Origin of the sequence: Thioclava sp. NG1 (assembly GCF_003122275.1) — a bacterium.
Lineage (GTDB): Bacteria > Pseudomonadota > Alphaproteobacteria > Rhodobacterales > Rhodobacteraceae > Thioclava > Thioclava nitratireducens.
Genome location: NZ_QFBB01000017.1, coordinates 1 through 22,374 on the forward strand (window position 1 = coordinate 1; position 22,374 = coordinate 22,374).

Genomic DNA, 22,374 nt, shown 5'->3' on the forward strand with positions numbered 1-22,374 from the left:
GCCAAGGAAGCGTAGCGGAAAACTCCAGCTTCAAACGGTCCAGTTTCCGGGGATCAGATCAGCTGCGTTTTCTCACTGAGGCTGTCTCTGACAAACATTGTTGGACTTGATTTGCACGAATGCGTAGTCATACGTTCCCGACCAACTCAATTGCCACGAAGATCCGCGCCAATTGGCGTCTACTCCCTTTTATAATTTCCAAGGAAAGTTCATGAAGAAAGCGCTGATCACAGGCATCACCGGCCAAGACGGCTCCTACCTCGCCGAGTTTCTCCTCGAGAAAGGTTACCAGGTTCACGGAATCAAGCGCCGCGCTTCTCTCTTCAACACGCAGCGGATCGACCACATCTACGAGGATCCGCACAGCAATCACGCCCAGATGAAGCTGTATTATGGCGACCTGTCGGACACCTCCAACCTCACGCGTTTGATCAGCGATATCGAGCCGGACGAAGTCTACAACCTCGGCGCACAGTCGCACGTCGCGGTCTCGTTTGAAGCCCCCGAATACACCGCCGACATCGATGCGATCGGCACGCTACGACTGCTGGAGGCGATCCGGTTTCTGGGGCTTGAGAAGAAGACGCGATTCTATCAGGCTTCGACCTCCGAACTCTACGGTCTCGTCCAAGAAACACCGCAAAGAGAGACCACCCCCTTCCACCCGCGCTCACCTTACGCGGTCGCCAAACTCTATGCCTACTGGATCGCGGTGAACTATCGCGAGGCCTATGGGATGTATGCCTGTAACGGGATCTTGTTTAATCACGAGTCTCCCCGCCGGGGCGAAACCTTTGTGACGCGCAAGATCACCCGTGGTCTTTCGAACATCGCCATGGGACTCGAGCCCTGCCTCTACATGGGCAACATCGACTCTTTGCGCGACTGGGGCCACGCCAAGGACTACGTCCGGATGCAGTGGATGATGCTGCAGCAGGACACGCCAGAGGATTTCGTGATCGCTACCGGCAAGCAATATTCCGTGCGCGAATTCATCACCTGGAGCGCGCGCGAGCTTGGGATCGACCTGGAGTTCTCGGGCTCCGGGATCGAAGAGACTGCCACGGTTGCATCGATCACGGGCGACAAGGCACCCGCTTTGAAGCCCGGCGATGTCGTTATGCGGATCGATCCGCGTTACTTCCGTCCCGCCGAGGTGGACACGCTGCTGGGTGACCCGACAAAAGCCAAGGAAAAGCTCGGCTGGGTGCCCGAGATCACCGCGCAGGAAATGTGTGCCGAGATGGTAGCCGAGGACCACAAGGCCGCGCGGCGCTACGCGCTGCTGAAAGAGCACGGGCTGGACCTGCCGGTTTCGGTGGAATGAGGCGCGCCATGACAACGATCTATATCGCAGGCCATCGCGGGATGGTGGGCGGCGCGATCCTGCGCCAGCTGGAGGCGCGTCAAACCAGTGGCGAGGCGCTGGAGCTGATCACCCGCACGCATTCTGAACTCGACCTGTCCGATCAGGCGGCGGTGCGTGAGTTCATGCAAACCGAGAAACTCGACGTTGTGATCCTCTCCGCCGCCAAGGTCGGTGGGATCCACGCGAACAACACCTATCCGGCGGACTTCATCTACGAGAACCTGATGATCGAGGCCAATGTGATCCACCAGGCTTTTGCCGCCGGGGTCACGAAGCTTCTCCAGCTCGGCTCGTCCTGCATCTACCCGAAGGCCGCCCCGCAACCGATGGCGGAGGATGCCCTGCTGACCGGCCCGCTCGAACCCACCAACGAGCCCTATGCCATCGCGAAGATCGCAGGCATCAAGCTCTGCGAGAGCTACAACCGGCAGCATGGCGTGGACTACCGCTCGGTCATGCCCACGAACCTCTACGGGCCGGGCGACAACTTCCATCCCGAGAACAGCCACGTGCTCCCCGCGCTGATCCGGCGCTTCCATGAAGCAGCGCGCGACGGGCTGGAAGAGGTCACGATCTGGGGCACCGGCACGCCACGGCGTGAATTCCTGCATGTCGACGACATGGCCGAAGCCTCGCTCTTCGTGCTCGACCTGACGAAACCTGACTACGACACGAACACCGATCCGATGCTGAGCCATATCAACGTGGGCTCCGGCAGCGACGTCTCGATCCTGGAGCTCGCGGAGATGGTCGCGAAAGTGACCGGCTTCGAGGGCCGGATCGCGACCGACCCGTCGAAGCCCGACGGCACAATGCGCAAGCTGATGGATGTCAGCCGTCTGAAATCGATGGGTTGGCAGGCGCGCATCGGCCTCGAAGACGGGATCGCCGAGACCTATCGCTGGTTCCTCGCAAACTACGACACCGCCAGAACCTAAGAGGGATTTATGAGCACGACGATCCACCCCGTCCTCCTCTGCGGCGGCTCCGGCACACGGCTCTGGCCGCTCTCGCGCAAGAGCTACCCCAAGCAATTCGTCAACCTGATGGGCGAGGAGAGCCTGTTCCAGGCCTCGGCCAAACGGCTCGCTGGGAAAGGCTTCGCAGCACCTTCGGTGATCACCGGCTCGGATTTCCGCTTCGTGGTGATCGAGCAACTGGCCGCACTCGAAATCGCACCCGCCGATATTCTGATCGAGCCGTCCGCTCGCAACACCGCTGCGGCTATTTGTGCGGGCGCTCTCGTCCTCGAGACCCGCGAGCCCGGCGCACTGATGCTCGTAGCGCCCTCTGATCACGTCATCCCCGATCCTGGGCGCTTCCGTGCAGCGGTCGAGGCCGCCGCCCCGGCAGCTGAGGCAGGCCAACTGGTCACCTTCGGCATCCGCCCCGATCGACCCGAGACCGGCTATGGCTGGCTCGAACTGAGCGAAGCCCCGGACTCGGATTTCTCCGCTACCCCGCAACCGCTGAAATCCTTCGTCGAGAAGCCCGATCTGGCGAAAGCCGAGACGCTGCTCGAGGGTGGCATGCATCTCTGGAACGCCGGCATCTTCCTCTTCTCCACCTCGGCGATCCTCGACGCCTTCGCAAAGCACGCCCCCGAGACGCTCGCGCAGGCCAAGGCGGCCGTCTACGCCGCCGAACACGATCTCGCCTTCACCCGGCTTGCGCCCGAGCCCTGGGCGAAGCTCGAAGACATCTCGATCGACTACGCCGTGATGGAGCGCGCGGACAACCTGACCGTCGTGCCATATGGCGGCGCGTGGTCAGATCTCGGCGACTGGCAGGCAGTCTGGCGCGAGCAGAACCCGGACGAGCACGGCATCGTAGCGACCGGCCCGGCCACCGCGGTCGACTGTCGCGATACACTTCTGCATTCAACGGATAACGCACAGGAACTTGTCGGGATCGGGCTGGAAGACATCATCGCGGTCGCCATGCCCGATGCCGTCCTCGTCGCCCATAAGGACCGCGCACAGGACGTGAAGAAAGCTGTCGCCGAGCTGAAGGCCAAGGGCGCCGCCCAAGCAGAGACCCTGCCCCGCGACTTCCGCCCTTGGGGATGGTATGAGAGCCTCGTCGTCGGTCAGCGCTTTCAGGTGAAGCGGATCCACGTCCACCCCGGCGCGGCACTAAGCCTGCAAAGCCATCATCATCGCGCCGAACACTGGATCGTTGTCGAGGGCACCGCTAAGGTGACCATTGATGACGAGGTGAAACTCGTGACCGAGAACCAATCCGTCTACATCCCCCTCGGCGCCGTCCACCGGATGGAGAACCCGGGAAAGGTTCCGCTCACGCTGATCGAAGTTCAGACCGGCAGCTATCTCGGCGAGGACGACATCATCCGCTACGAGGATGTCTATGCGCGTGGGCAGGGCGCGAAGGGGTAACGGTGACGCCGCTTCCGAGGACAAGGCAGCACCAACGCCTTGAAATTCCTCAGCGAAAAAAGCAAGAGCCGCGACCATCATAGTCGCGGCTTTTTTGTTGGAATATCTTTCTATCGCGTCACCACAGAACGAAAGAAAAACTGACACTCTTTCTGAGGATGCTCCCCCCTCACGAGAACACTTACGTGAGTTCGGACGAGTCGAAGGATACTATAGCAGCCCCAACTCGATCGGCACTATCCGACCCGGACCAATACGCGCGAGCTTCCATCCAATCCGCCTCGGAAACCGGGTCACTGAAACCAGGATCCGAAAGTTGACGAAGCCCGTAGTCCAGATGCGTCAGGCGGCCTAAGACGTTCATGTCGTCGAGATCGATCGCCACCTCCAGCACGTCACGTCCCACCACGATACCAGAACCGGCGTCGACAACGAGATAGCGCCGAATAGCCTTCAGCAGGGACTCCGCCGGATCGAGATCCGGCTCAGGCCCCTCCGCTCTCCCGAAGAGCCAGCGATGGGCATAGCTGCAAGCCTCATCCGTCAGCAGAACATACTGAAACTCGTCTTCCTTGAACGGGCCTCGCCGCGCGATCATCGACCGCGTCTCGAGGAAACCGCGCCCTTTAAGTTTGAGCGCGCCTGCGTAGCTCGTCGCACCATTCTCCAACAGCTCGAGGAGCGGACGTAGCAAGGGGTCCGCAAGCATGTTCTTGATACGGCGATAGACAAACCCATCGCCGAGTGATCCTGCAAGACTGAGATCACGATGAACATACATCTCTCGATCGGAAAGGAGCAGAAAACTAGGGTCGATTTCAGGTGCGGCCATCGAGCTGGGTCCCTTTGCAAAGATGTATGAGCGAGCATACGAATGTCTCTTATAACAGGTAGAGTTAAAACCAACATTGCGCGATTGCAAGGGGGTGAAGCGAACGCCGAAAAGCCCTCTGCGCGACACGCTCGCGATCAACCTCAGATCACTGCGCGCAGAGCGCGGATGGTCGCAGGAACGTCTTGCGCTCGAGTCTGGCCTCAACAGAACCTATTTGAGCGCCGTGGAGCGTAGCGAGCAGAATATCTCCATCGACAACGTCTGGCGGCTCGCGCAGGCACTCGATATCGACCCCGCTAATCTGCTCAAGATGAAACTGCGGAGCTGATCGCTCACTCGGCTCAGAATGCGATCGGTTCGAGCAGTTTCGAGATCGTCGCCAACCGGCCACCCTCCCCATAGCGCTCGCGCCCCAGGGCATGCCCCATGATGTCGCGCCGGATCCGCTCATCGATCTCAGCAGCAAGCATCCGGTCCTCGAATGCATGCCGCAGACTGTAGAGAGAATGCCTATCGCTCTCGAGGAGATCAGCATCCCGCAGATAGGTATTCACAGCGGCACTCAGCGTGGCCGAGCTCTCGCGATAACGCGAAAACCCATCCGGGAACGCTCTCATCGCATCGAGCGACACCCCGTGCAGCGGCATCACCCGCTCGGCATTCTGCGTCTTCAGGACACGCCCGATCGGCTGCAGCAGCAAATGCGGGATCGGATCGCCGAGCCGGATCTCCTCAGGCCTCAGCGCTGCGATTTCACTCGGACGCAGCCCGGTATTCACCATCACCAGCAGGATTGCCCGCGCCTGCGGCTCCAGCCCATCGAGCGCACCGGGGGCCAGCAATCGATCCCGCACCCAGTCGTCCGAGAAGGAAGGTCTCCGCGCCGCTTTCCCCTGCCGGAAGCCAAGATCTTCGAGCGGCAGCTCGAGCCCGAGCCGCTTGTCACGGTTCACGCGCTTCAAGACTGCGCTGAGATGCGTCAGATCCTTGTTCGCGGAATTTGCCGTGAATCCTTCGCACGCCATCCGTTCTGCCCACCAGTCGCGAAAATCAAGGAAATCATCGCGTGTCAGATCATCAAGCGGCTTGTCCCCGACAACCGAAACGAAATTCTGCACCGCCTTGATATGTGGGTAACGCCACCGTCGCACCTGGTCCGCACTCTTGCCCAAAGTTTTGTCGCGTGCGAGCCCCCAGAACAGCTCTAGCGCCCGCGACACCGTGATCAGCGGCAGCTCCGCCCCACCCAGAAGGGAGTCCGCCCCGAGCGGATCGCGCATCTCGTCACTGGCAACCAGATCGATACGCGCGAGCAGCTCTTCCACAGGCAGGCGCGCCACCTTGCGCGCATCGAGAAACCGGTAGCCTCGCGCCTTCGCAAACCGCTTGGCCGCAGCGAACCGCGCCTCCGCGTCTTCCGTGTCGCCATCGAGCATCGCCTCCCAGACCTCGACCTGCTCGGCCCAGAGCACCGGGGCCTTCTCTCGCGCCAATGTCTCAGACCCCGTCCGAAGGCTGATCACCACTTCGCGTCGCGGATCGACCGAGGCATACCCTTTGGGAACCCGCCGACGCAGATGCCAAATTTCGCCGCGCTTGGTGATGTTCATTGCACACCTCCGGGAAAGAGCCTTGTGTATCATTATGTGTAGCACGAAAGTCTTGCTTATGGAAGTGAATTCGATACAAATATTTGTTTTTATTGAATTACTTCAAAACGACGCCCGACGGTCGGCAGAAATATGTCGGAGAGGAATTCCACCATCAACCAAAATAGTTTGCACGCGCCTAATCCATGATGCTCCGTTCCGTCGTTCGTCGCAGAGCGTGCGAGTTCGTGCATGATAGCGGCGCAGGTTATCTATGTTCTGGGCTTCTCGGATGCCAATCTTCAGCGAGAAGCATTGCCGAGCATCATGGTAGGAGCACGGCGTTGAATTCGAACCGGACAACTATCGCTGGTGAGCGAGCGGCAATGAGCGAGCGTGATGTGGAACTTGGCTTAGGGAGGGCGCGCCCCACCGCGGACTTTTGGCGGGCAGGTGCTGGCGCTGACGGGGATACTTCGGTACGATCTACGGCATGGATACGCCACAAGAATCAACATTTGAGTTTAGAGGACTCGTGTAATGATCGCCGATAATATATTGGGCTTCTAGAGTATTGCTAATGTCAAGATCGATTAATGTGTTCGCTGCTTCCGTTAGCTCGCATTTTGGGAAAGGTGCGGAAAACTTCGGCGATAATCTAATGGAAGATCTATTGCGGGGGCTTTTTAACCTTAAAGTAAATTACGTCAAGCATAGCAGGGCACAGCTGCTTGGCGTCGGAAGTATTTTAGATGCTTACCAAAGACGAAAGTCTGTTAATCGAGTGCCGGTCCGGTCGCGTCGCCCATGGAGGACTCTACATGTTTGGGGATCAGGTTTTATGGACTCGTCTTCGCATGCAATTTGGCCTCAAAGACTGAAGCTTCATGCTGTCAGAGGTCCACTGACTGCCGAACGCGTTGAGGCCGGGGAACTTTCGCTTGGTGATCCTGCGCTTCTTCTGCCTTTAATTTTTCCCGCGAAAAATACTCCACGATACGAGGTCGGAGTTATTCCCCATTTCGCCACTTGGAAGACTTTCCGTGATAGCTACGAAAGCTATTTGCCGAAAAACTGGTCCATAATTAATCTCCTTCAAAAACCAGGTGACATTTGCAGTGCGATATCCTCCTGCGATATGATTATATCCAGCAGCCTCCACGGAATTATTGTTGCTGATGCTTACAATGTGCCGTCAATCTGGATGTCGGCAGACAACCGAATAAAAGGCGATGGGTTCAAGTTCAGAGATTATGCAGCGCAGAGATGTCTGCCCTTAAACAATCCTATAACATTTGGGAAGGTTCTGAACGAAGGTATTCCGCATTCTGAATTTGCCGCCGCACCACCGAGTCGAGAATGTATTGATAGGTTAATTTCATCTTTTCCATTTCGATGAGATGAGTTATCAACTTCTGCCACAAAAATCTTCATCCTACTATGCGATTCTACAGACTTTCCTGAGACCGTGGTTACTTTGATGGGAGGCTAGTTTGGATATAACTTTTGTATGTGGTCGTCGTCCTGATTTGCTTTCTCAGACACTCGCCGCTCTTCGGGCGAAGGTCTTATGCAATTTTCAAGTCGGAACTGTCTATGCCAATATTGATCCATTTTGTGGCAACGTCGAGGATGGCGACAAATGCGAGGAGATGCTTTACGAAAGCTTTCCTTTAGTAAGAGTTACCCGTCCAGAGGTAGCGTCGTTTGGCGCTGCAGTTAAATACCTCTGGAAACAACCTCAGACCGATTTCTTCCTTCATATGGAGGATGATTGGGATTTTTTGCATCCAATAAATCCGGAAGATATTACCCATAGGTTAAGAAATAACGTTGTCCAAGTTCAACTAGCGAGTAGGGACAAGCTCTATCTACCAAAGAAATATTCGTTCCGGACCAGCTGGCGCAAAACGTTTGGCCTCAAAATATTCAAGAAGGTAGACACCAGTCGCCCGTTATTCGGCACATCGCCGTCATTTATTAAGACGAATTTCGCCAAGGCGTGCGCCGATCGAATGGACCCTGAGAAAGACCCTGAAAAACAGCTTTATGAGTCGGGAACTGATCTAGGTGAGTTTACGAGAAACTTTTTAAATCATCCTTTACAGGCTCCAGGCCAAAAGGCCATCGTTCGAGACTTGGGCCGTGATTGGTTGAACAAAAGAGGATTAAAGAAGCGCATTGTAGAAGGCGTCTCTACTTGGGAAGAAATATGATTTCATATCCAATGGTACTTTAATTTAGATCATACACAATGCCATAGATACTAAGTTCTACCCTATGTTATTTCGGTCGGGAAAGACTTTGTGATCAGGGTTGGATCCATAGCCTTCAAGCCCACTGGGTCGTTCGGATTTGTGGAAACATTCCTGCTCGGATTATTACGTCTGGTGCGCGGCCCCCATAGTATTCGCGAGCTATTGAATTTCTTTTGCATGAAAGCGGTCGATTGACAGCGTCTGCAGTGTAGCTTTCTCATCCTCTAGCCGGCTCTGTCGGCGCATCTCGTCAGGTAGAAGGCCCGCGTATTTTTTCTAACTCAACTAGGTCGCCTGGCTGGCCGCTGCCTTCCGACAATTTTCCGCGACCGGCGTGCCTTCCTCGCCTTATTTCAAAATGAATACCTCCTGGGCGTCCGCAAATTTACTCGCCTTCATGCGCTTCCACTCTACTTTCAGCCAAGGAAGCGTAGCGGTAAACTGCACCTTCAAACGGTCCAGTTTCCGGGTATCAGATCAGCCGAAACCGGGAAGGCATGCTGAAGTGCACCGATTTTGTCGATTGGATAAAACATATGGAATTTACGTCCGGTAGCAGACCACTTTTACCGACTCGTTGTAGACTCTCTGCGCGAAAAGTTCTAACATCTAAGATATAATCAAATTTTCGGGAGCCGCCTGAGTGTCACTACGCGTTGTTCACTTTCACTTTGGTAAAGAGGGGGGGGCGGAACGCTTTTTCGTGAACCTTGCAAGAGCCCTACACGAACGCGGTGTTGAGCAACAGTTCTTCATCCGGCCGAACCGCTCATGGGATGGTGACGTCGCTGCGCTTGGTCCAGTTTATAGAAATAATTTCAGTAATTTATCACCGTTGACGTTACTTGCTCATCTACAGGCTGAGATGCTCGTCAGACGATGGAAGCCAAACGCAGTTATGGCGTGGATGCCGCGCGCGGGGCGGCTCATCCACAGATGGCCTAACACTGTAAAACTGGCACGCATGGGGGATTTCCCTGCAAATCTGAAGCACTTCCAAAAATGCGATATTTTGGTTGGCAACTTACCTGGAATTTCGAACCGATGCATAGAGCTAGGCTGGACGAAACCTGTGGTGACAGTTTCAAACTTTACGCGGGAAGCTTCCCCATCCATGTCGCATTTAAACATAAAGAGGACAAGCAAGAATGACTTCGTAATCGCAGCAAGCGGCCGTCTCGTAGCCAGAAAGGGGTTCGACGTACTTATTAAAGCAGTAGCTAGATTGGAAAACTGTACTCTCTGGTTAATGGGAGACGGTGAAGAAAGGGCGCGACTTGAGGCTATTGCAGCCGAACTTGGCATCAGTCAGCGTGTTGTTTTTTTGGGTTGGGTCGACGAGCCGATGAATTACATAGCACTAGCCGACGTGTTCGTAATGCCATCGCGCCACGAGCCTTTAGGCAATGCTCTTCTCGAAGCTTGGGAAATGCGTATCCCCACGATCTCAACTCGCTCAGAGGGACCAAGTTGGTACATGCGAGATCAGGTGGATGGTATATTAACTGACATCGACGACGATGCTCAGATCGCTGAGGCAATTGAATTCATACGAACCAACAAACTAGCCGCCGAGAGTTTTGTGAAAAACGCAACCCTACGGCTTTCTGAGTTCTTTTCCAAGGAAGCCGTGGTCGATGCTTATATAGACATATTCAGAGGGAAACCTCATGTCTCCTAAAATTGCATTTTACGTTATAAATCTCGACAAAAGCCAAAATCGGTTTGCCGAGTTTTCAAATAAATTCAGCCCCTTTTCATGCAAAGTTGAGCGTATACCTGGAGTGGATGGATCTTGCCTTGGTATCGATCAGTTTACTGACGACGAGCGGTGTAGGAAAGAGATGGGCAGAAGCATACAACCCGGAGAGGTTGGCTGCTACCTTAGTCATAAGAAAGCTTTACAACATTTCATCGCTTCCACTTTCGACTACGTGGTTGTTCTCGAAGATGACGCGGTTCCGGCGTCCGATTTTGTAAGTACAGTTGAGGAAGTATGCTCTACTTTGCACCATCTTCGAGATGACATTTTTGCAATTAATATAGGCGCGACGGATTTCAAATACAGCACAGACTTTTGTGACGTCATGGGGCGAAAATTAAAGTGCGCACACCGCTTCCCCATGCTGGCTACAGGGATTATCTGGACGCGCCGCGGCGCACTCGAATTCTTGTCCCAAGAAGAACCAATCTACATGCCATTTGATAACTTCCTGAGATTCTTGTTCAGCGGCACCAACAGAGCGTTTTCCATCGCGCCACCGTTAATCTCGACGTCGGGCGCCTCAAGCGATATTGAAGCAATGAATCTGTCGACGCGCCGTTCAGCGCAGAATCGGAGTCGCCTGTATTTTATTTTAAAACAGAGGAGAATTCTTCGCGAAAAGTTTAGAGCTTTATTCGCATGCTTCTCATGGCGGACCAGCAAAAATAAAATCGCGATCAACAAGGCGAAACCATAATGCCCAAACTCCTAATAATGCCACGCGGCAATTTAGGAAATCAAATGCTTCAACTCATGTTTGCCAGGAATCTGCAGAACCATTTTCCTGCACTTGAAATCATTGGCTACAACATGCCCGTCTGGGAATTGTCTCAGGTTGGCGCGATGAGACTTCCAAGCTTTGTACCATCGCTGCGTCAATCTGACCCCGACGTGCAGTTTATTGCGGGGTTATATAAAAGAGGCCTCCTGCATTGCGCCAAAATAAGAAGAGTACCACTCGACGTTTCATCACTCGGCCCCCAAAGCCTTCATCATGACTATTTTTCGCGGCACAGTAACACTGCCTACCGCCCACGCGAGGACGAGATAATAATAAACGTTAGGGGAGGGGAAATATTGAGCAATGTTCACGAAGACTATGGCCCGATGCCACTTCATTTTTACAAGAGAGTTTTAGAAGAATCTGGCCTCAATGCCGTATTCTTAGGTCAAATTGGCTCTGATTATTACTCCAAGTTACTTATAGACAATTTCCCCAATGCTAAATTTATTGCCTCGCAAGGAATTTTGGAAGATTTTACATCTCTCAGACTGGCGAAGCATCTCGTTATTAGCGTGAGCACATTCTCTTGGCTTGCTGCCTGGCTCTCTGAAGCCAGATCGATTCACTTCCCTGTCTACGGTATGTTCAATCCTGCGCAACGGCCTGACGCTTGGTTTCTTCCTAGTGACCGTAAAGAGTACAAATTTTATTGGATGCCTATAAGAAAATGGTGCGCAACTTCTGATCAGATAAGGGACTTGACCGCGCCACTTGAAATTCGCGAAATGAACAATGAAGAATTCATTAATTTAAGAAACTTTAGAGCCGGCGAGCGACGTTTATCGAAGGAAAAATCTGAAAGAAGCCTTTTAGTTAGAGCGGTTGCTTCGCTTCCGTTGGTGAGGGCGATTAACAGTTAACTGTTGCGGATAGTGGTTAGACTTTTTTGATTATTTGACTTACATGACTAACGTTCGCGGATATTTCATCCATAAGCGGCGGGAGCCGGGTTGATGTTGCTCTGCCTTCCTCCTCTGGACCGCCGGGCGTCGGAATTTCTGGCCACTGTCACGACGGCGGGCTTGTTGCGCAATCAGAAAAATGCAGTGCGCTCGGGATGTTATATCCGATGGCGCTATGGGGTAGATCATCGTTGTAGTGTCTACGCCGTTCCTCCAGCTTTTCCGCAGCATCCGCAATGCTCGTGAACCGTTGAGCGCCAAGGCATGCATAGCCGACTATCGAAGCTTTCGAGGAAGACGGTGTGTCCGTGGGTTCTACGGGCTACGTGTCGTCATTCGTCGCAGTCCTCCAGCCGATAAAAGCACGGGACCGAACATCTTTGAAGCGAGATCTCCACAGGAAATCGCCATGAAACCTTCTTGGATCAACAAGAACAAATTGCCCCCCCCTCTGACAAGCAGCCCGATAAACGGCTGGCCAGGAGCGAAACCGATGGTGAGCCCCCTCAGGCCGCTGTCGCAATTCTCTCGGATCGCCGCAGCTTCGCTCTGGCCCGTCGCCCTTGCGAAATCTCTTAGTTGCGGGCGGTCGTCGCCCTCAAAAGCGACCGGGATCGTCCAACGCCGGGCGGGGTCCGGCATTTCCAGCGGACCCTGCGCGATCTCATCTGCGAGCCGCTTCAACGACCCCTAGCTGCTCGCGGTCTACACCCAGCGGATCGAAGCGCAGCAGAACGGAGACCCGCGCCGCAGCGATTTCCACGCCCCCCAGGGCAGGTCAGCCTCCAGCCGGCCCGCGAAACGACGCGTGGAGTGCCTCACTCATCCCGCCACCTTCTCCGCGATGGCAAGCACACGCGCATCCGCCCCTTTCGGTGCTGCCAGCATCGTCATCGAATAGGCCGGATCCAAGCCTGGCGTCGGCATCGCGATCGCGCAGCCATCCACGAGGTTGATCAACGAGGTGTTACGCAGCATCTCGACATTGAGGCGGTCGAATTCGGCTTCGACCTCGGCAATGCTGGGCGGCAGGCGCATCAGCGTGGGCGCGAGCAGCGCATCGAAAGGCTCCATCAGCCGTTCGAAAAGCGTGACGATATCAGCGCGCGCGGCATAGGCTTTCTCGATTTCCTCAGGCGTAAGCGTGAGCGCGAAACGGATGCGCGACAGCACGCGCGGATCACCCACCACTTCGAGCTTTTCCAAATCGTCGCGGTAAATCTCGAGCGCTTCGACGGCGACGATAATTTTGTTGAGCACGACCGCCTTTGCGATTTCCGTCATGTCGACCGGCACGATCTCGTGGCCCAGACCCGCGATCCGGGCTTTCTCCGCCTCGAACAGCGCCGCGACCTCGTCGGACAGACCATTGGTGAAGGCGCCTTCGGGCACCACGAAGCGCAGCGGGCCGTCTTCTGCCGCGGAAAGCGGCGCGTCAGCCATCACATCCACCATCTGCCGCAGCAAGCCAAGATCGCGCGCCATCGGCCCCGCCACGTCATAGGTCGGGGCGAGCGGATGCACCCCGGTATCGTCGATGAGCCCTTGGCTGGGCTTATAGCCCCAGATGCCGTTCGCCGCCGCCGGGATGCGCAGCGAGCCGCCGGTATCCGTGCCGATCGCGGCATCGGTGATCCCGAGGCCCACGCAGACCGCCGCGCCCGAGCTTGAGCCTCCGGGCATCCCGCCCGCCACCAGCGCGCCCGAGGGGGTGCCGTGATGCGGGTTGAGACCCACCCCGGAATAGGCGAATTCGGACATCGAAGACCGCCCGAACATCAGCGCCCCCGCCGCCTTGAGCCGCGCGACCGAGACCGCATCCGCCTCTGCCGGCGCGCGGTCCTGCATCAGACGCGAGCCTGCGCTCGTGACCTGCCGGGCCTCGTCATAGAGATCTTTCACCGAAACCAGCGTGCCAAAAAGCGGCATCTCCTCGCCCGCTTCGTGACGCGCCTCTAGCGCCTCCGCCTCGGCACGGATGCGCGCCGGGGCGAACTCGGTGAAGATCGCGCGTCGCTCCGACTCTGGCAAAGCCTCGACCTTGGAGATGGCAGTTTCGACCTTGATGAGAAATGGTGATGTCATGCGACCTCCGGCAGATTGCGCGTCTCGTATTCATGGGTGATCGCGCGCCCGTTGCGCGGATCTTCCATCTGCATACGAAAACGGGTCGCCGGACGCACCCCTCCCTTCGCGCCGAACGTGCCGCAGAGCATCGCGACAGGGCCGTCATCGGCCAGATCGGCAAGACCGGCACCCGCAATCAGATCGGTCAGAGGGCGGATCGCGGCGAGCGTGCCTTCCTGATACGGCACCCACTCGCCCCCCTCTTCGATCCAGCTGCGCAGCACGATCTCTTCGAGGTGGTCGGAGACACTCTCCCACGACCACAGCTCGGACGCGCAGGGCTTGGCGCAGACCTGTTTCGACAGCGCCACCGAATGCGCTTCAAGCGCGCGGTCAGTATGGTCCGAGGCCAACCCGAGATAGGTGCGGCCCTCGACAGCGACAATCAGCGGCTCGACCTCGCCCGAAGTCTCGTTCCCCACCGCCTCAAGCACCGGGGCTTGCATCAGAAGCTGCGCCGCCACGCGATAGTAAAGCGGTGTGGCCGAAGGCGCGGGGACCCCAAGCGCCGCCAGTTCCTCGATGTGGTGGGCGATGGCATCGGCGTCGCGCCCGGTCCAGCCAGCGACGATGAGATGCGAGAGGTCCAGCGAAAGCGGCGCACCTTCAGCGCGAAAATTGAGGGTCATGGGAACTCCTGTCAGAGAATGGACGGCAGCCAGAGCGCGAGCCCGGGAACCGCAATCAGCAATGCAATCATCGCGAGCATCACCAGCACGTAAGGAATGACGCCGAGGATCACCTCGTTCATCGAGCCCTTGCCGCGTGTGCTCTGCACCACGAAGAGGTTGAGACCGACCGGCGGCGTGATCAGCGCCATCTCGATCAGCACGATCATCAGCACACCGAACCAGACCTTGTCATAGCCCAGACCCGCGATGATCGGCACGATGATCGGGATCGTCGCGACCATCAGCGAAAGCGTCTCGATGAAGAAGCCCAGCACGAGATAGAGCAGAACCACGAGCAACAGCGTGCCAAGCGGCGGCAGACCGGTGTTTTCCAGCAGGTCGGTCAGTTGTCGCCCGAGCCCGGCGGAGGTCATCGCGAAGTTCAGGAAATAGGCGCCGGTGATCACCAGCATGATCATCGCCGAAATCCGGATCGTGCCATGCAGGGCCTCGCCGATGGTCGCGAGTCCCAGCCCGTTGCCCAGCGTGATTGCGATGAGGCTCGCGATCACCACGCCGATGGCCGCGGATTCCGTGGGCGTCGCCCAGCCCGTGTAGATCGAGCCGATGACGACGGTGAAGAGAATGATGATCGGGATCAGCTGGATCAGGCTGCGAAGGCGCTCACCCCAGGTGAAGCTGCGCGACGGGCCGCCAAGCGCGGGGCGCGCCCGGCAGATCAGCGCGGTGACGACGACGAATGCAAGCGCCATCAGGAGGCCCGGCAGAAGCCCGGCGGAAAAAAGCTGCGGGATCGAGGTCTCGGTAAGGAAGCCGTAGACGATCAGGTTGATCGAGGGCGGGATCAGAATGCCCAAGGTGCCGCCCGCGGCGATCGCGCCTGAAAACAGCTTCGGATCATAGCCCAGCTTGTCGGCCTGCGGCATCGCGACGGTCGCCACGGTGGCGGCGGTCGCGACCGACGAGCCCGAGGTGGCCGAGAACATCGTCGCGGTGGCGATATTGGCGTGGATCAGCCCGCCGGGCAGCCAGCTCAGCCATTTGTCGAGCGCAGCATAGGTGCGCGCGGCCACGCCGCCCCGGACGAGGATTTCGCCCAGGAGCACGAAGAGCGGAATCGCGATCAGGGTCGAGGAGGAGGAGGCCGACCAGATCACCTGCCCCAGCCCGCGCAGCAGCGGGAATGCGGAATAGAACTCACCCACACCGATGCCGAGGATGAACAGCACGATGCCAACGGGGATCGACAGGGCCATCAGCCCCAGAAGAGAGAAAGCGACGGTCCAGATCATTGGTCAAGCTCCGATCCGAGGCCGATCGCATTGGCCAGTTCCGTGCGGTGCCCGGAGGCGAGATAGGCAATGCCGATCAGGCTCAGGGCGGTGGCGCTGAGCGCGAACCACGCCCAGCCCGCGAACCAGATGCCCTGCGGAATCCACAGCGGGGTTTCAAGGGGCGTATTGGCGCGCGAGCCGCGCTCGATCGTCTTTTGCAGGACCGGCCAGCAATACCAGGCGATCAGCAGGACGACCCCGTTGGTGACGATCATCGCGAACAGGTCCATCAGTCCTTGCCCCACCGGCGCAAGCCGTTGACGGATCAGGTCGATCCGCACATGGGCGCGGTCGAGAAGCGCGCAGCCAAGCCCCCAGCTGGCGACCGCGGCCATCACGTAGCCGGAAATCTCGTCGGAGCCGCCCAGGCTGCCCCAGCCGGTCTTGCGACCGACCACGTCGACCAGAACGAAGAGCACGGTCGCCACCAGCGCCGCACCAAGGATCAGCGCGACGAGGCGGTTGGCGCGCCTGAGCGCGCCTTCCAATGTTGTGAGGAATTTCACGTCGGGCGCTCTCAGTTCGCGACCGGGACGGTCACGCCCACGGTCTTGCCGACGGTATCGTTCCAGCGCTTGGCCCATTCCGGACCGGCACGCTCGGCCCAATCGGGCAACACCTGCTTCTCGAGCGCGTCACGGGCGGTCTTCATATCGGCATCGGTCGCCTCGACCAGCGTCATAGACGCCGGATCGCCCGACTTGCACTCACCGTCGCCCGTGAGGCAGGCGATGTCATTGGCGAGACCGCCTTCCGCCGCGGCCCAGGCCTTGTCCTCCAGACCGGTTTTCACCGCATCCTTCAGCTCGGTCTGCATCTCGGGGGACAGTTCGTCGTAACGATCCTTGTTCATCGCGATCACGACCGGATCCCAGCCACCCAGCGGCAAGGTCATGAGATGGTCGGACACTTCCCACCAGCCGGCCGAATAGCCCGAACCTGCTCCCGTGACGGCACAATCGATCACGCCACGCTGCAACGAACCGGGAACTTCGGAGAAGGCGATGTTAACGCCCTCTGCACCAAGCGCCTCGAGAAGCTTGGTGGTCATTCGACCCGAGCCGCGCACCTTCTTGCCCTTGAGATCGGCGAGCGAATTGATCTCGCCTTTGCAGAACACGACCTGCGGCGGATAGGGCGCGATGCCCAGAAGCTCGGAGTTGAAGCGGTCATGCATGATGTCGACGACCATCGGGCGGGCCGCATCGACCATCGCCTTGGCCTCGTCGGCGGTCGTTGCGACCAGCGGCACGTCGAGCCCTTCCAGCTCGGGCGCATCGCCCACGGTGTAATCGGCGACCGTCTGGCCCACGTCGAACACGCCATCGCCCAGCATCCGGTAGACGTCGCCGCCGGCGATCCCCATCTGGTCGAAGCTGGTCAGCTGGGCCGAGAAATCGCCATTGGTCAGCTTCGGCAGTTCCTCGGTCCAGAACGGCGTGGTGAACTGCTTGTAGAGCGGCAGGCTCGACCAGCTCCCGACCACGGCAAGCTGTTCCTCGGCGAGGGCGGGCCCGGCCAGCAGCGCGGCCGTCATCGCGGTCATCATGATCTTTTTCATTGTTTAACTCCTGTTGGGTTTTCTTTTGGTTTTCGGTCGGCGCGTCAGACCGGATGGACTCCCGTCAGACGCCGTTCCGCGTGGCTTGCAGGGATGTCCGTGACCAGCATGTGGCCCGGCGCGTGGGTGATCGCGAGCCCCGGTTTCGCGGTCACGATCGCGGCTTGCGGGGTAACGCCACAGGCCCAGAAGACGGGGATATCGCCGGGCTCGATAACAGGCGGATCACCATAATCGGGCGCGTCGATATCCGCGATCCCGATTTGGCTCGGATCGCCCAGATGCACCGGCGCGCCATGGGCGAGCGGGAACCGCTGGCAGATCGAGATCGCCTCGATCGCGTCCGCCGCAGGCATCGCCCGCATGCTCACGACCAGCGGTCCCGAGAACTGCCCTGCGGGGCGCGTGGGCAACGAGGTGCGATACATCGGCACGTTACGATCGGCGGTGATGTGGCGCACCGGAAGCCCCGCGCGGATCAGCGCATCCTCGAAACTGAACGAGCAGCCCAGCGCGAAGGAGACCATGTCCTCGGTCCACAGATCGGCAATGTCGCTCGGCTCGCCCACCAATTCGCCGTCGCGCCAGACCCGGTAGCGCGGCACATCATGGCGCAGATCTATATCGCCGAGGCTGGGGAGCGACGGATCGCCCGGCTCGCCCACAGCCAGCAGAGGACAGGGGCGCGGGTTGGCCTGACAGTAGCGAAGGAATTCCGCCGCATCGGTTCCGCGCAGCATGACCAGGTTCGCCTGCAGCGCCTCGCCCCCCTGTCCGGCCGTCGGCGCGGTGAACCGCCCAGCGCGAATTTCGGCACGCAAGGCGGCTGGCGAAGCGATCACGGATTTCGGTGCGTTCATCTGGTCCTCCGGTTTGGATGATGATCCCGCGCCACGACCGATTAGATCAATAGTTCAATTTTCTTCATTATTGATGCTCTCACAGGATCATTCCCGCCCGGCTGCTACCGCCGCCTGCGTCACGGCACGACCGATTTCCTCATTGCGTTCAGCATCATAGCAGATCACGAACTCCAATGACGGCAGGCGCGCCTCGGGGGTGACGTCGATCTCACGCAGCATCGCGTGCGGCCACGCCTCGACGATGGAGTGCGGAATCGTGCCAATCCCGAATCCCTGTTGCACCAAGTGCAGCACCGTCGCCAGCGAGGCCGATCCATGCACAGTCGCGGGCTTGCGCCGCCCGGGGCTGAGGGTCTCGATCACCTGCCGGTGCGGGCTCGTCGTCTTCGGGAAGGACACGATCGGCAAGGCGGTCAGGTCATCGATCTCCGCAGGCTGCGGCAGGGTGAAATGCGCAGGAGAGACGAACCAGCCCATCGTGACCGGCGGCAGCGGCGTCAGCGCGATCCCCCGGGGCGCCTGATCGCGCAGCATGATCACCACGTCGAGCGCATCGTCGCGCAGCGCCTGCCCCATCTGGTCCGATGTATCGACCGAAATCTCGAAGCGCAGCAGCGGGTGATCCTGCCGCAACGACGTCAGCATCCGGGGCAGGATCGTGTGGGTCATCGTCTCCGCTACGCCGAGCCGCACGACCCCCGCCATCACGCCATGGGTCAGCTCACTCAGGATCCGATCGCGCTGCGCGATCAGAACCTCCGCCTCGTCGACAAGCCGCCGCCCCGTCGCGCTGAGCCGCACGCCGCGTCCGTCGCGCTCGAAGATGGTGATCCCCATTCGGTCCTCGAGATGCCGGATCCGCCGCGAAATCGCCGATTGCGCGAGTCCCGTAGCATCGGACGCCGCGCGGAAGCCGCCGTAGCGCACCACGGAGCGGATGATCTCGATGTCGCGAAAACCGAACATGACGCGATGCTAAGCGGTGCCCTGGCGCGACTGTCAAGCGCATCGGTCGAACGCGTGTCAGCAGGCGACCCGCTAATCTCGCGGATTTCGGTCAGTGGTGAGGGGTCTCGCGATAAATCTCGGTGGTGCATTGGCAGCGCGCGGTGTCACGCGCACTAGCAGTCCGCTGATCGAGCTGGTGGCTAAATCGGGTCACATGCCGTTTCTTGGCGGCTAGCCTTCATTCGTTGAGCGAGCCACGAAGGTCCGCAGCACGAAGAGTGCGCACAGTTCGGTGTCATCGGCGCGACGAACTGCGTCACCGTGTCATCAGATACTCCGCGACGGCCTGAGGGGGGCGCTCGCCCCTAATCGTCAACCCGAACGGTTTCGCTCAAAAGTGTGAAGTGGCGGGGGCTGAGTTTGGCATGCCAAATGACCCCGTCGGGATCGTGACGCAGTTCGGTCTCTGCCTCACCGCGCTGGAAATTTTCGATGACCTGAGTGCCGAGCCCCTGACGCGAGGGCGGCTCGACCGGCGGACCATCACGCTCCTCCCAGGAGAACGCGAGCGCTCCGCTGTCCGGAACCACGCGCCAGCGCACCGCGACCCGACCGTCGGGGATCGAGAGCGCACCGTATTTAGCCGCATTGGTGGCCAGTTCATGGATCACCAGCGCAAGGTCGAAGGAGGGCTTTTCAGCCACGAGCACCGCAGGCCCCTCGGTCACAAGTTGTCCGGCAGCGCTGATGTAGGGCGTCACGTGATCTTTCACCAAGGCATCGAGCGGACGGGCCGTGGTCCCTTCCTGCGCGAGTTTGACATGCGCATCGGTGAGCGCGCGGAGCCGGCCCGAAAAGGTCTTCGAAAAGCTTTCGAGATCGGCGGCGCGGCGCACCGTCATTGAGAATAGCGACTGCAGAACCGACAGGCTGTTGCGCGTTCGGTGGCGTAGCTCGCTGAGCAGAAAGCGGCCCCGTTCCTCCTCCTGGTAAAGCCGATCGATCAGGTTGCGGGTCTCGAACTGCCGCTGACGCGCTTCGGCCTGAGCTTCGAAGACGCTTTGCAACACGGCGGCCTTGACCGGGCGCTCGAGAAGTATCGGCGGAGGCCCGTTTTCCTTGCGGTTGATGATCTGAATCGCGGGCGGAAGGCGGCTGATCTGACTGAGAAGAAACACCGACGGCAGCCGCGCCCACGCGGGTTCGGCCGCGAAAGTGGCGTTCAGAGCCTCACCGGTCTCACGGCCCGCGCCCTCCTGGCTAATGACGACAAAAAGAACGCCATCAGGGTCCTGCGCATTTAAGGCGGCGACGAAGGCGCGCGCGGTGATGCAGGTTCGGACGGTAAAGCCGCACCGCTCGACAACCCGCGCCAGGGCTCGAGCATCGTCCTTGAGCGGCGCGAGGATCAGGACCGGCTGCATCTCGGAACAGGGCTCGGACATCGCTTCACTCTGCGCTGAGATCGGATGCATCTCTGGCACGCTGCTCGGCTTCCTCGGACAAGGGAATGATTTCCACAGCGCCGGACCGGATGATCAGTTGTTCGATATTGCGCCGGTGTTCGCTGTGACGTTTTTTTGAGCACGGCGATGGACCGTCGGATTTCCGAGTGCGCCTCGTATTGGCGCAGAAGGATAATGGAATCGGCGAGAAAGCTGGCATCGATGGTCGTCCTTGGCGGTTCGCCAAGCAGGCCGTGTTGGGTCATGGTGATGATGACCAGCACCTCGCGCCGGGTGAGATACTGCAGCAATGCCTGCATATGTGTCATCACATGGCTGCGCTCCGGCAGTGCCTCGAGGTAACCGCTGAGACTATCGATGACCACGACGCGGGCGCCATCATCCACAGCGCTCAGCACCGCATTGGCGAACTCGCCCGGTGAGACCTCGGCGGGATCGAAGTGGCGTAACCTGAGGTGGCCGGTGTCCTCGTAACCCTCCACCTCAAGCCCGACACCTGCGGAGCGGTTGCGCAGCACTTCGGGGCGCTCCTCGAAAAGGAACATGGCCGCAAGCAGTCCACGTTCGGATGCCGCGCGCGCCAACAGGGTGGCGATGGTCGACTTGCCGGTGCCCGACTGACCCGAGATCAGCGTGGTGGTGCCGAATTCCAGCCCGCCGCCCAGAAGCTGAGCGAGCGGTTCGTGCGGCGGCTCAAGCCGGTCCTCAAGGGTGGCAGGTTGCGCCTCATGCGGGATGACACGCGGGAAAACCTCGAGACCGCCGGTGTTAATGCGGAAATCATGCCAGCCCTCCCGGAACGGGGCACCGCGCAGTTTGACGATTGTCAGCCGCCGCTGGGTGATCCCGATGGGCGGCGTCGTGCTGTCGAGTTTGATGACGCCGTGGACCACGCCCTCGGCGTGACGTTCCCCATCCGGATGATCGAGATGGTCAATCAGCAACGCCGTGCAACCGCGCTCGCGCAAGTCGCTGCGGAGTGTGAGAAGCTCGCGCCGGTAAGCTGAATCGGTCGAGGAAAGCATTCGCAACTCCAGCAGGGAGTCGAACACGACAATTTCGGGGTCGGAGTTTTCAAGTTCGCCGCGCACCCCCTCCGTCAATTCGACAAGATCGGCCTCGTCGCTCTCGACCGAGATGCTCCGCTCGCCTCCGCCGAGTTCGGGCGTGTAGACCTTGACGCCGGACAGATCGAACCCGTGGGACTTCGCGATCATCTCGATTTCAGGCCGGGATTGCGCCACTCTGATAAAGAGCGCGCGCTTCCCGTCGGCAACCCCTTCGGCAAGGAAATGTAGCGCGAGGGTGGTCTTGCCGGTGCCGGGAGCCCCCTCGACGAGCATGATCCGCCCAGCGGGGTAGCCTTCCCTCAGAACTTCGTCGAGACCGTCAACCCCCGTAGACGCCCTGGCAGCTTGATCAACCACTTTACCGCTTTCATGGAGCCGATCTTTCCTGATCAGGTCCATTTTCCTGCTTCATCATGGCCGGTTTCACGACAGGATCAGTCCCGCCGCCAGAGCCTTCCACTCCACAAGCTGACAC

Annotated in this window: 22 protein-coding genes; 9 read left to right on the top strand and 13 right to left on the bottom strand. The window is 58.9% G+C overall.

Annotation, left to right across the window (positions count from 1 at the left end; genetic code table 11):
* The first annotated feature begins 211 nt into the window (after window positions 1-211).
* The 3 genes from gmd to DEM26_RS19535 are packed head-to-tail and all read left to right on the top strand — an operon-like array spanning window position 212 to window position 3,765.
* A complete protein-coding gene (gene gmd, locus DEM26_RS19525) occupies window positions 212-1,327 on the top strand; it encodes a GDP-mannose 4,6-dehydratase (protein ID WP_109173228.1) in 1,116 nt (371 codons plus the stop codon).
* A gap of 8 nt (window positions 1,328-1,335) precedes the next feature.
* Window positions 1,336-2,307 (top strand): GDP-L-fucose synthase, encoded by a 972-nt coding sequence (gene fcl, locus DEM26_RS19530; RefSeq protein WP_109173229.1) that lies wholly within the window; start codon window positions 1,336-1,338, stop codon window positions 2,305-2,307.
* 9 nt (window positions 2,308-2,316) lie between these two features.
* Window positions 2,317-3,765, top strand: a complete 1,449-nt coding sequence (locus DEM26_RS19535) for a mannose-1-phosphate guanylyltransferase/mannose-6-phosphate isomerase (RefSeq protein WP_109173230.1) — start codon at window positions 2,317-2,319, stop codon at window positions 3,763-3,765.
* Between the two features lie 181 nt (window positions 3,766-3,946).
* Here DEM26_RS19535 and DEM26_RS19540 read toward each other — a convergent pair whose 3' ends face one another.
* Complete coding sequence (locus tag DEM26_RS19540; RefSeq protein ID WP_146194500.1) at window positions 3,947-4,597, bottom strand: hypothetical protein; 651 nt, start codon at window positions 4,595-4,597, stop codon at window positions 3,947-3,949.
* Between the two features lie 76 nt (window positions 4,598-4,673).
* On the opposite strand from DEM26_RS19540, the gene DEM26_RS19545 reads away from it, so the two are divergent.
* Window positions 4,674-4,928: a helix-turn-helix domain-containing protein gene (locus DEM26_RS19545; RefSeq protein WP_369907876.1), complete on the top strand. Its 255-nt coding sequence runs from the start codon at window positions 4,674-4,676 to the stop codon at window positions 4,926-4,928.
* 13 nt (window positions 4,929-4,941) lie between these two features.
* On the opposite strand, the gene DEM26_RS19550 is transcribed toward DEM26_RS19545, so the two are convergent.
* Entirely contained in the window at window positions 4,942-6,210 is a 1,269-nt protein-coding gene (locus DEM26_RS19550; protein ID WP_109173232.1) for a DUF6538 domain-containing protein, read from the bottom strand.
* 559 nt (window positions 6,211-6,769) lie between these two features.
* Here DEM26_RS19550 and DEM26_RS19555 point away from each other — a divergent pair.
* The 5 genes from DEM26_RS19555 to DEM26_RS20275 all read left to right on the top strand — a co-directional run bounded on the left by DEM26_RS19555 (window position 6,770) and on the right by DEM26_RS20275 (window position 11,856).
* Window positions 6,770-7,588, top strand: a complete 819-nt coding sequence (locus tag DEM26_RS19555; RefSeq protein WP_109173233.1) for a polysaccharide pyruvyl transferase family protein — start codon at window positions 6,770-6,772, stop codon at window positions 7,586-7,588.
* A 94-nt stretch (window positions 7,589-7,682) separates the two neighbouring features.
* Window positions 7,683-8,405, top strand: a complete 723-nt coding sequence (locus tag DEM26_RS20270) for a hypothetical protein (protein ID WP_146194501.1) — start codon at window positions 7,683-7,685, stop codon at window positions 8,403-8,405.
* Between the two features lie 685 nt (window positions 8,406-9,090).
* Window positions 9,091-10,128: a glycosyltransferase gene (locus DEM26_RS19565; protein WP_146194502.1), complete on the top strand. Its 1,038-nt coding sequence runs from the start codon at window positions 9,091-9,093 to the stop codon at window positions 10,126-10,128.
* Entirely contained in the window at window positions 10,118-10,909 is a 792-nt protein-coding gene (locus DEM26_RS19570) for a glycosyltransferase family 25 protein (protein WP_109173235.1), read from the top strand. The genes DEM26_RS19565 and DEM26_RS19570 overlap by 11 nt, the downstream gene beginning before the upstream one ends.
* Window positions 10,910-10,953: 44 nt before the next feature.
* A complete protein-coding gene (locus DEM26_RS20275; protein ID WP_146194503.1) occupies window positions 10,954-11,856 on the top strand; it encodes a hypothetical protein in 903 nt (300 codons plus the stop codon).
* Window positions 11,857-12,004: 148 nt separating this feature from the next.
* On the opposite strand, the gene DEM26_RS20920 is transcribed toward DEM26_RS20275, so the two are convergent.
* The 11 genes from DEM26_RS20920 to DEM26_RS19625 all read right to left on the bottom strand — a co-directional run bounded on the left by DEM26_RS20920 (window position 12,005) and on the right by DEM26_RS19625 (window position 22,298).
* On the bottom strand, window positions 12,005-12,178 hold the full coding sequence (locus DEM26_RS20920) for an integrase core domain-containing protein (RefSeq protein ID WP_088720658.1): 174 nt from the start codon (window positions 12,176-12,178) through the stop codon (window positions 12,005-12,007).
* 35 nt (window positions 12,179-12,213) lie between these two features.
* The gene (locus DEM26_RS20925; RefSeq protein ID WP_146194504.1) at window positions 12,214-12,582 is read right to left on the bottom strand and encodes a carboxyltransferase domain-containing protein; all 369 of its coding nucleotides are present in this window, start codon (window positions 12,580-12,582) and stop codon (window positions 12,214-12,216) included.
* A gap of 138 nt (window positions 12,583-12,720) precedes the next feature.
* Entirely contained in the window at window positions 12,721-13,983 is a 1,263-nt protein-coding gene (locus DEM26_RS19585) for an amidase family protein (protein WP_109173237.1), read from the bottom strand.
* The gene (locus DEM26_RS19590; RefSeq protein ID WP_109173238.1) at window positions 13,980-14,654 is read right to left on the bottom strand and encodes a DUF2848 domain-containing protein; all 675 of its coding nucleotides are present in this window, start codon (window positions 14,652-14,654) and stop codon (window positions 13,980-13,982) included. The genes DEM26_RS19585 and DEM26_RS19590 overlap by 4 nt, the downstream gene beginning before the upstream one ends.
* Before the next feature lie 11 nt (window positions 14,655-14,665).
* Window positions 14,666-15,949, bottom strand: a complete 1,284-nt coding sequence (locus tag DEM26_RS19595) for a TRAP transporter large permease (RefSeq protein ID WP_109173239.1) — start codon at window positions 15,947-15,949, stop codon at window positions 14,666-14,668.
* A complete protein-coding gene (locus tag DEM26_RS19600; RefSeq protein WP_075777414.1) occupies window positions 15,946-16,497 on the bottom strand; it encodes a TRAP transporter small permease subunit in 552 nt (183 codons plus the stop codon). Before DEM26_RS19600 ends, DEM26_RS19595 begins: the two co-directional genes overlap by 4 nt.
* An 11-nt stretch (window positions 16,498-16,508) precedes the next feature.
* Entirely contained in the window at window positions 16,509-17,552 is a 1,044-nt protein-coding gene (locus DEM26_RS19605) for a TRAP transporter substrate-binding protein (RefSeq protein ID WP_088720639.1), read from the bottom strand.
* Window positions 17,553-17,596: 44 nt separating this feature from the next.
* Window positions 17,597-18,412, bottom strand: coding sequence for a putative hydro-lyase (locus DEM26_RS19610; RefSeq protein WP_109173240.1), 816 nt, complete (start codon window positions 18,410-18,412; stop codon window positions 17,597-17,599).
* Window positions 18,413-18,499: 87 nt separating this feature from the next.
* Window positions 18,500-19,381 carry a LysR family transcriptional regulator gene (locus DEM26_RS19615; protein WP_075777411.1) on the bottom strand — a complete coding sequence of 294 codons (882 nt, stop codon included), beginning with the start codon at window positions 19,379-19,381 and terminating at the stop codon, window positions 18,500-18,502.
* Between the two features lie 347 nt (window positions 19,382-19,728).
* On the bottom strand, window positions 19,729-20,808 hold the full coding sequence (locus DEM26_RS19620) for a sensor histidine kinase (protein WP_158275171.1): 1,080 nt from the start codon (window positions 20,806-20,808) through the stop codon (window positions 19,729-19,731).
* Entirely contained in the window at window positions 20,772-22,298 is a 1,527-nt protein-coding gene (locus DEM26_RS19625) for an ATPase domain-containing protein (protein WP_109173242.1), read from the bottom strand. The genes DEM26_RS19620 and DEM26_RS19625 overlap by 37 nt, the downstream gene beginning before the upstream one ends.
* Between the last annotated feature and the right edge of the window lie 76 nt (window positions 22,299-22,374).

Bases quoted from the DNA above. Each gene is read 5' to 3' on its own strand.
- gmd (WP_109173228.1), top strand. From the start codon at position 212: ATGAAGAAAGCGCTGATCACAGGCATCACCGGCCAAGACGGCTCCTAC.
- fcl (WP_109173229.1), top strand. From the start codon at position 1,336: ATGACAACGATCTATATCGCAGGCCATCGCGGGATGGTGGGCGGCGCG.
- DEM26_RS19535 (WP_109173230.1), top strand. From the start codon at position 2,317: ATGAGCACGACGATCCACCCCGTCCTCCTCTGCGGCGGCTCCGGCACA.
- DEM26_RS19540 (WP_146194500.1), bottom strand. From the start codon at position 4,597: ATGGCCGCACCTGAAATCGACCCTAGTTTTCTGCTCCTTTCCGATCGA.
- DEM26_RS19550 (WP_109173232.1), bottom strand. From the start codon at position 6,210: ATGAACATCACCAAGCGCGGCGAAATTTGGCATCTGCGTCGGCGGGTT.
- DEM26_RS19555 (WP_109173233.1), top strand. From the start codon at position 6,770: ATGTCAAGATCGATTAATGTGTTCGCTGCTTCCGTTAGCTCGCATTTT.
- DEM26_RS19570 (WP_109173235.1), top strand. From the start codon at position 10,118: ATGTCTCCTAAAATTGCATTTTACGTTATAAATCTCGACAAAAGCCAA.
- DEM26_RS20275 (WP_146194503.1), top strand. From the start codon at position 10,954: ATGCTTCAACTCATGTTTGCCAGGAATCTGCAGAACCATTTTCCTGCA.
- DEM26_RS19585 (WP_109173237.1), bottom strand. From the start codon at position 13,983: ATGACATCACCATTTCTCATCAAGGTCGAAACTGCCATCTCCAAGGTC.
- DEM26_RS19590 (WP_109173238.1), bottom strand. From the start codon at position 14,654: ATGACCCTCAATTTTCGCGCTGAAGGTGCGCCGCTTTCGCTGGACCTC.
- DEM26_RS19595 (WP_109173239.1), bottom strand. From the start codon at position 15,949: ATGATCTGGACCGTCGCTTTCTCTCTTCTGGGGCTGATGGCCCTGTCG.
- DEM26_RS19605 (WP_088720639.1), bottom strand. From the start codon at position 17,552: ATGAAAAAGATCATGATGACCGCGATGACGGCCGCGCTGCTGGCCGGG.
- DEM26_RS19610 (WP_109173240.1), bottom strand. From the start codon at position 18,412: ATGAACGCACCGAAATCCGTGATCGCTTCGCCAGCCGCCTTGCGTGCC.
- DEM26_RS19615 (WP_075777411.1), bottom strand. From the start codon at position 19,381: ATGTTCGGTTTTCGCGACATCGAGATCATCCGCTCCGTGGTGCGCTAC.
- DEM26_RS19620 (WP_158275171.1), bottom strand. From the start codon at position 20,808: ATGTCCGAGCCCTGTTCCGAGATGCAGCCGGTCCTGATCCTCGCGCCG.
- DEM26_RS19625 (WP_109173242.1), bottom strand. From the start codon at position 22,298: ATGGACCTGATCAGGAAAGATCGGCTCCATGAAAGCGGTAAAGTGGTT.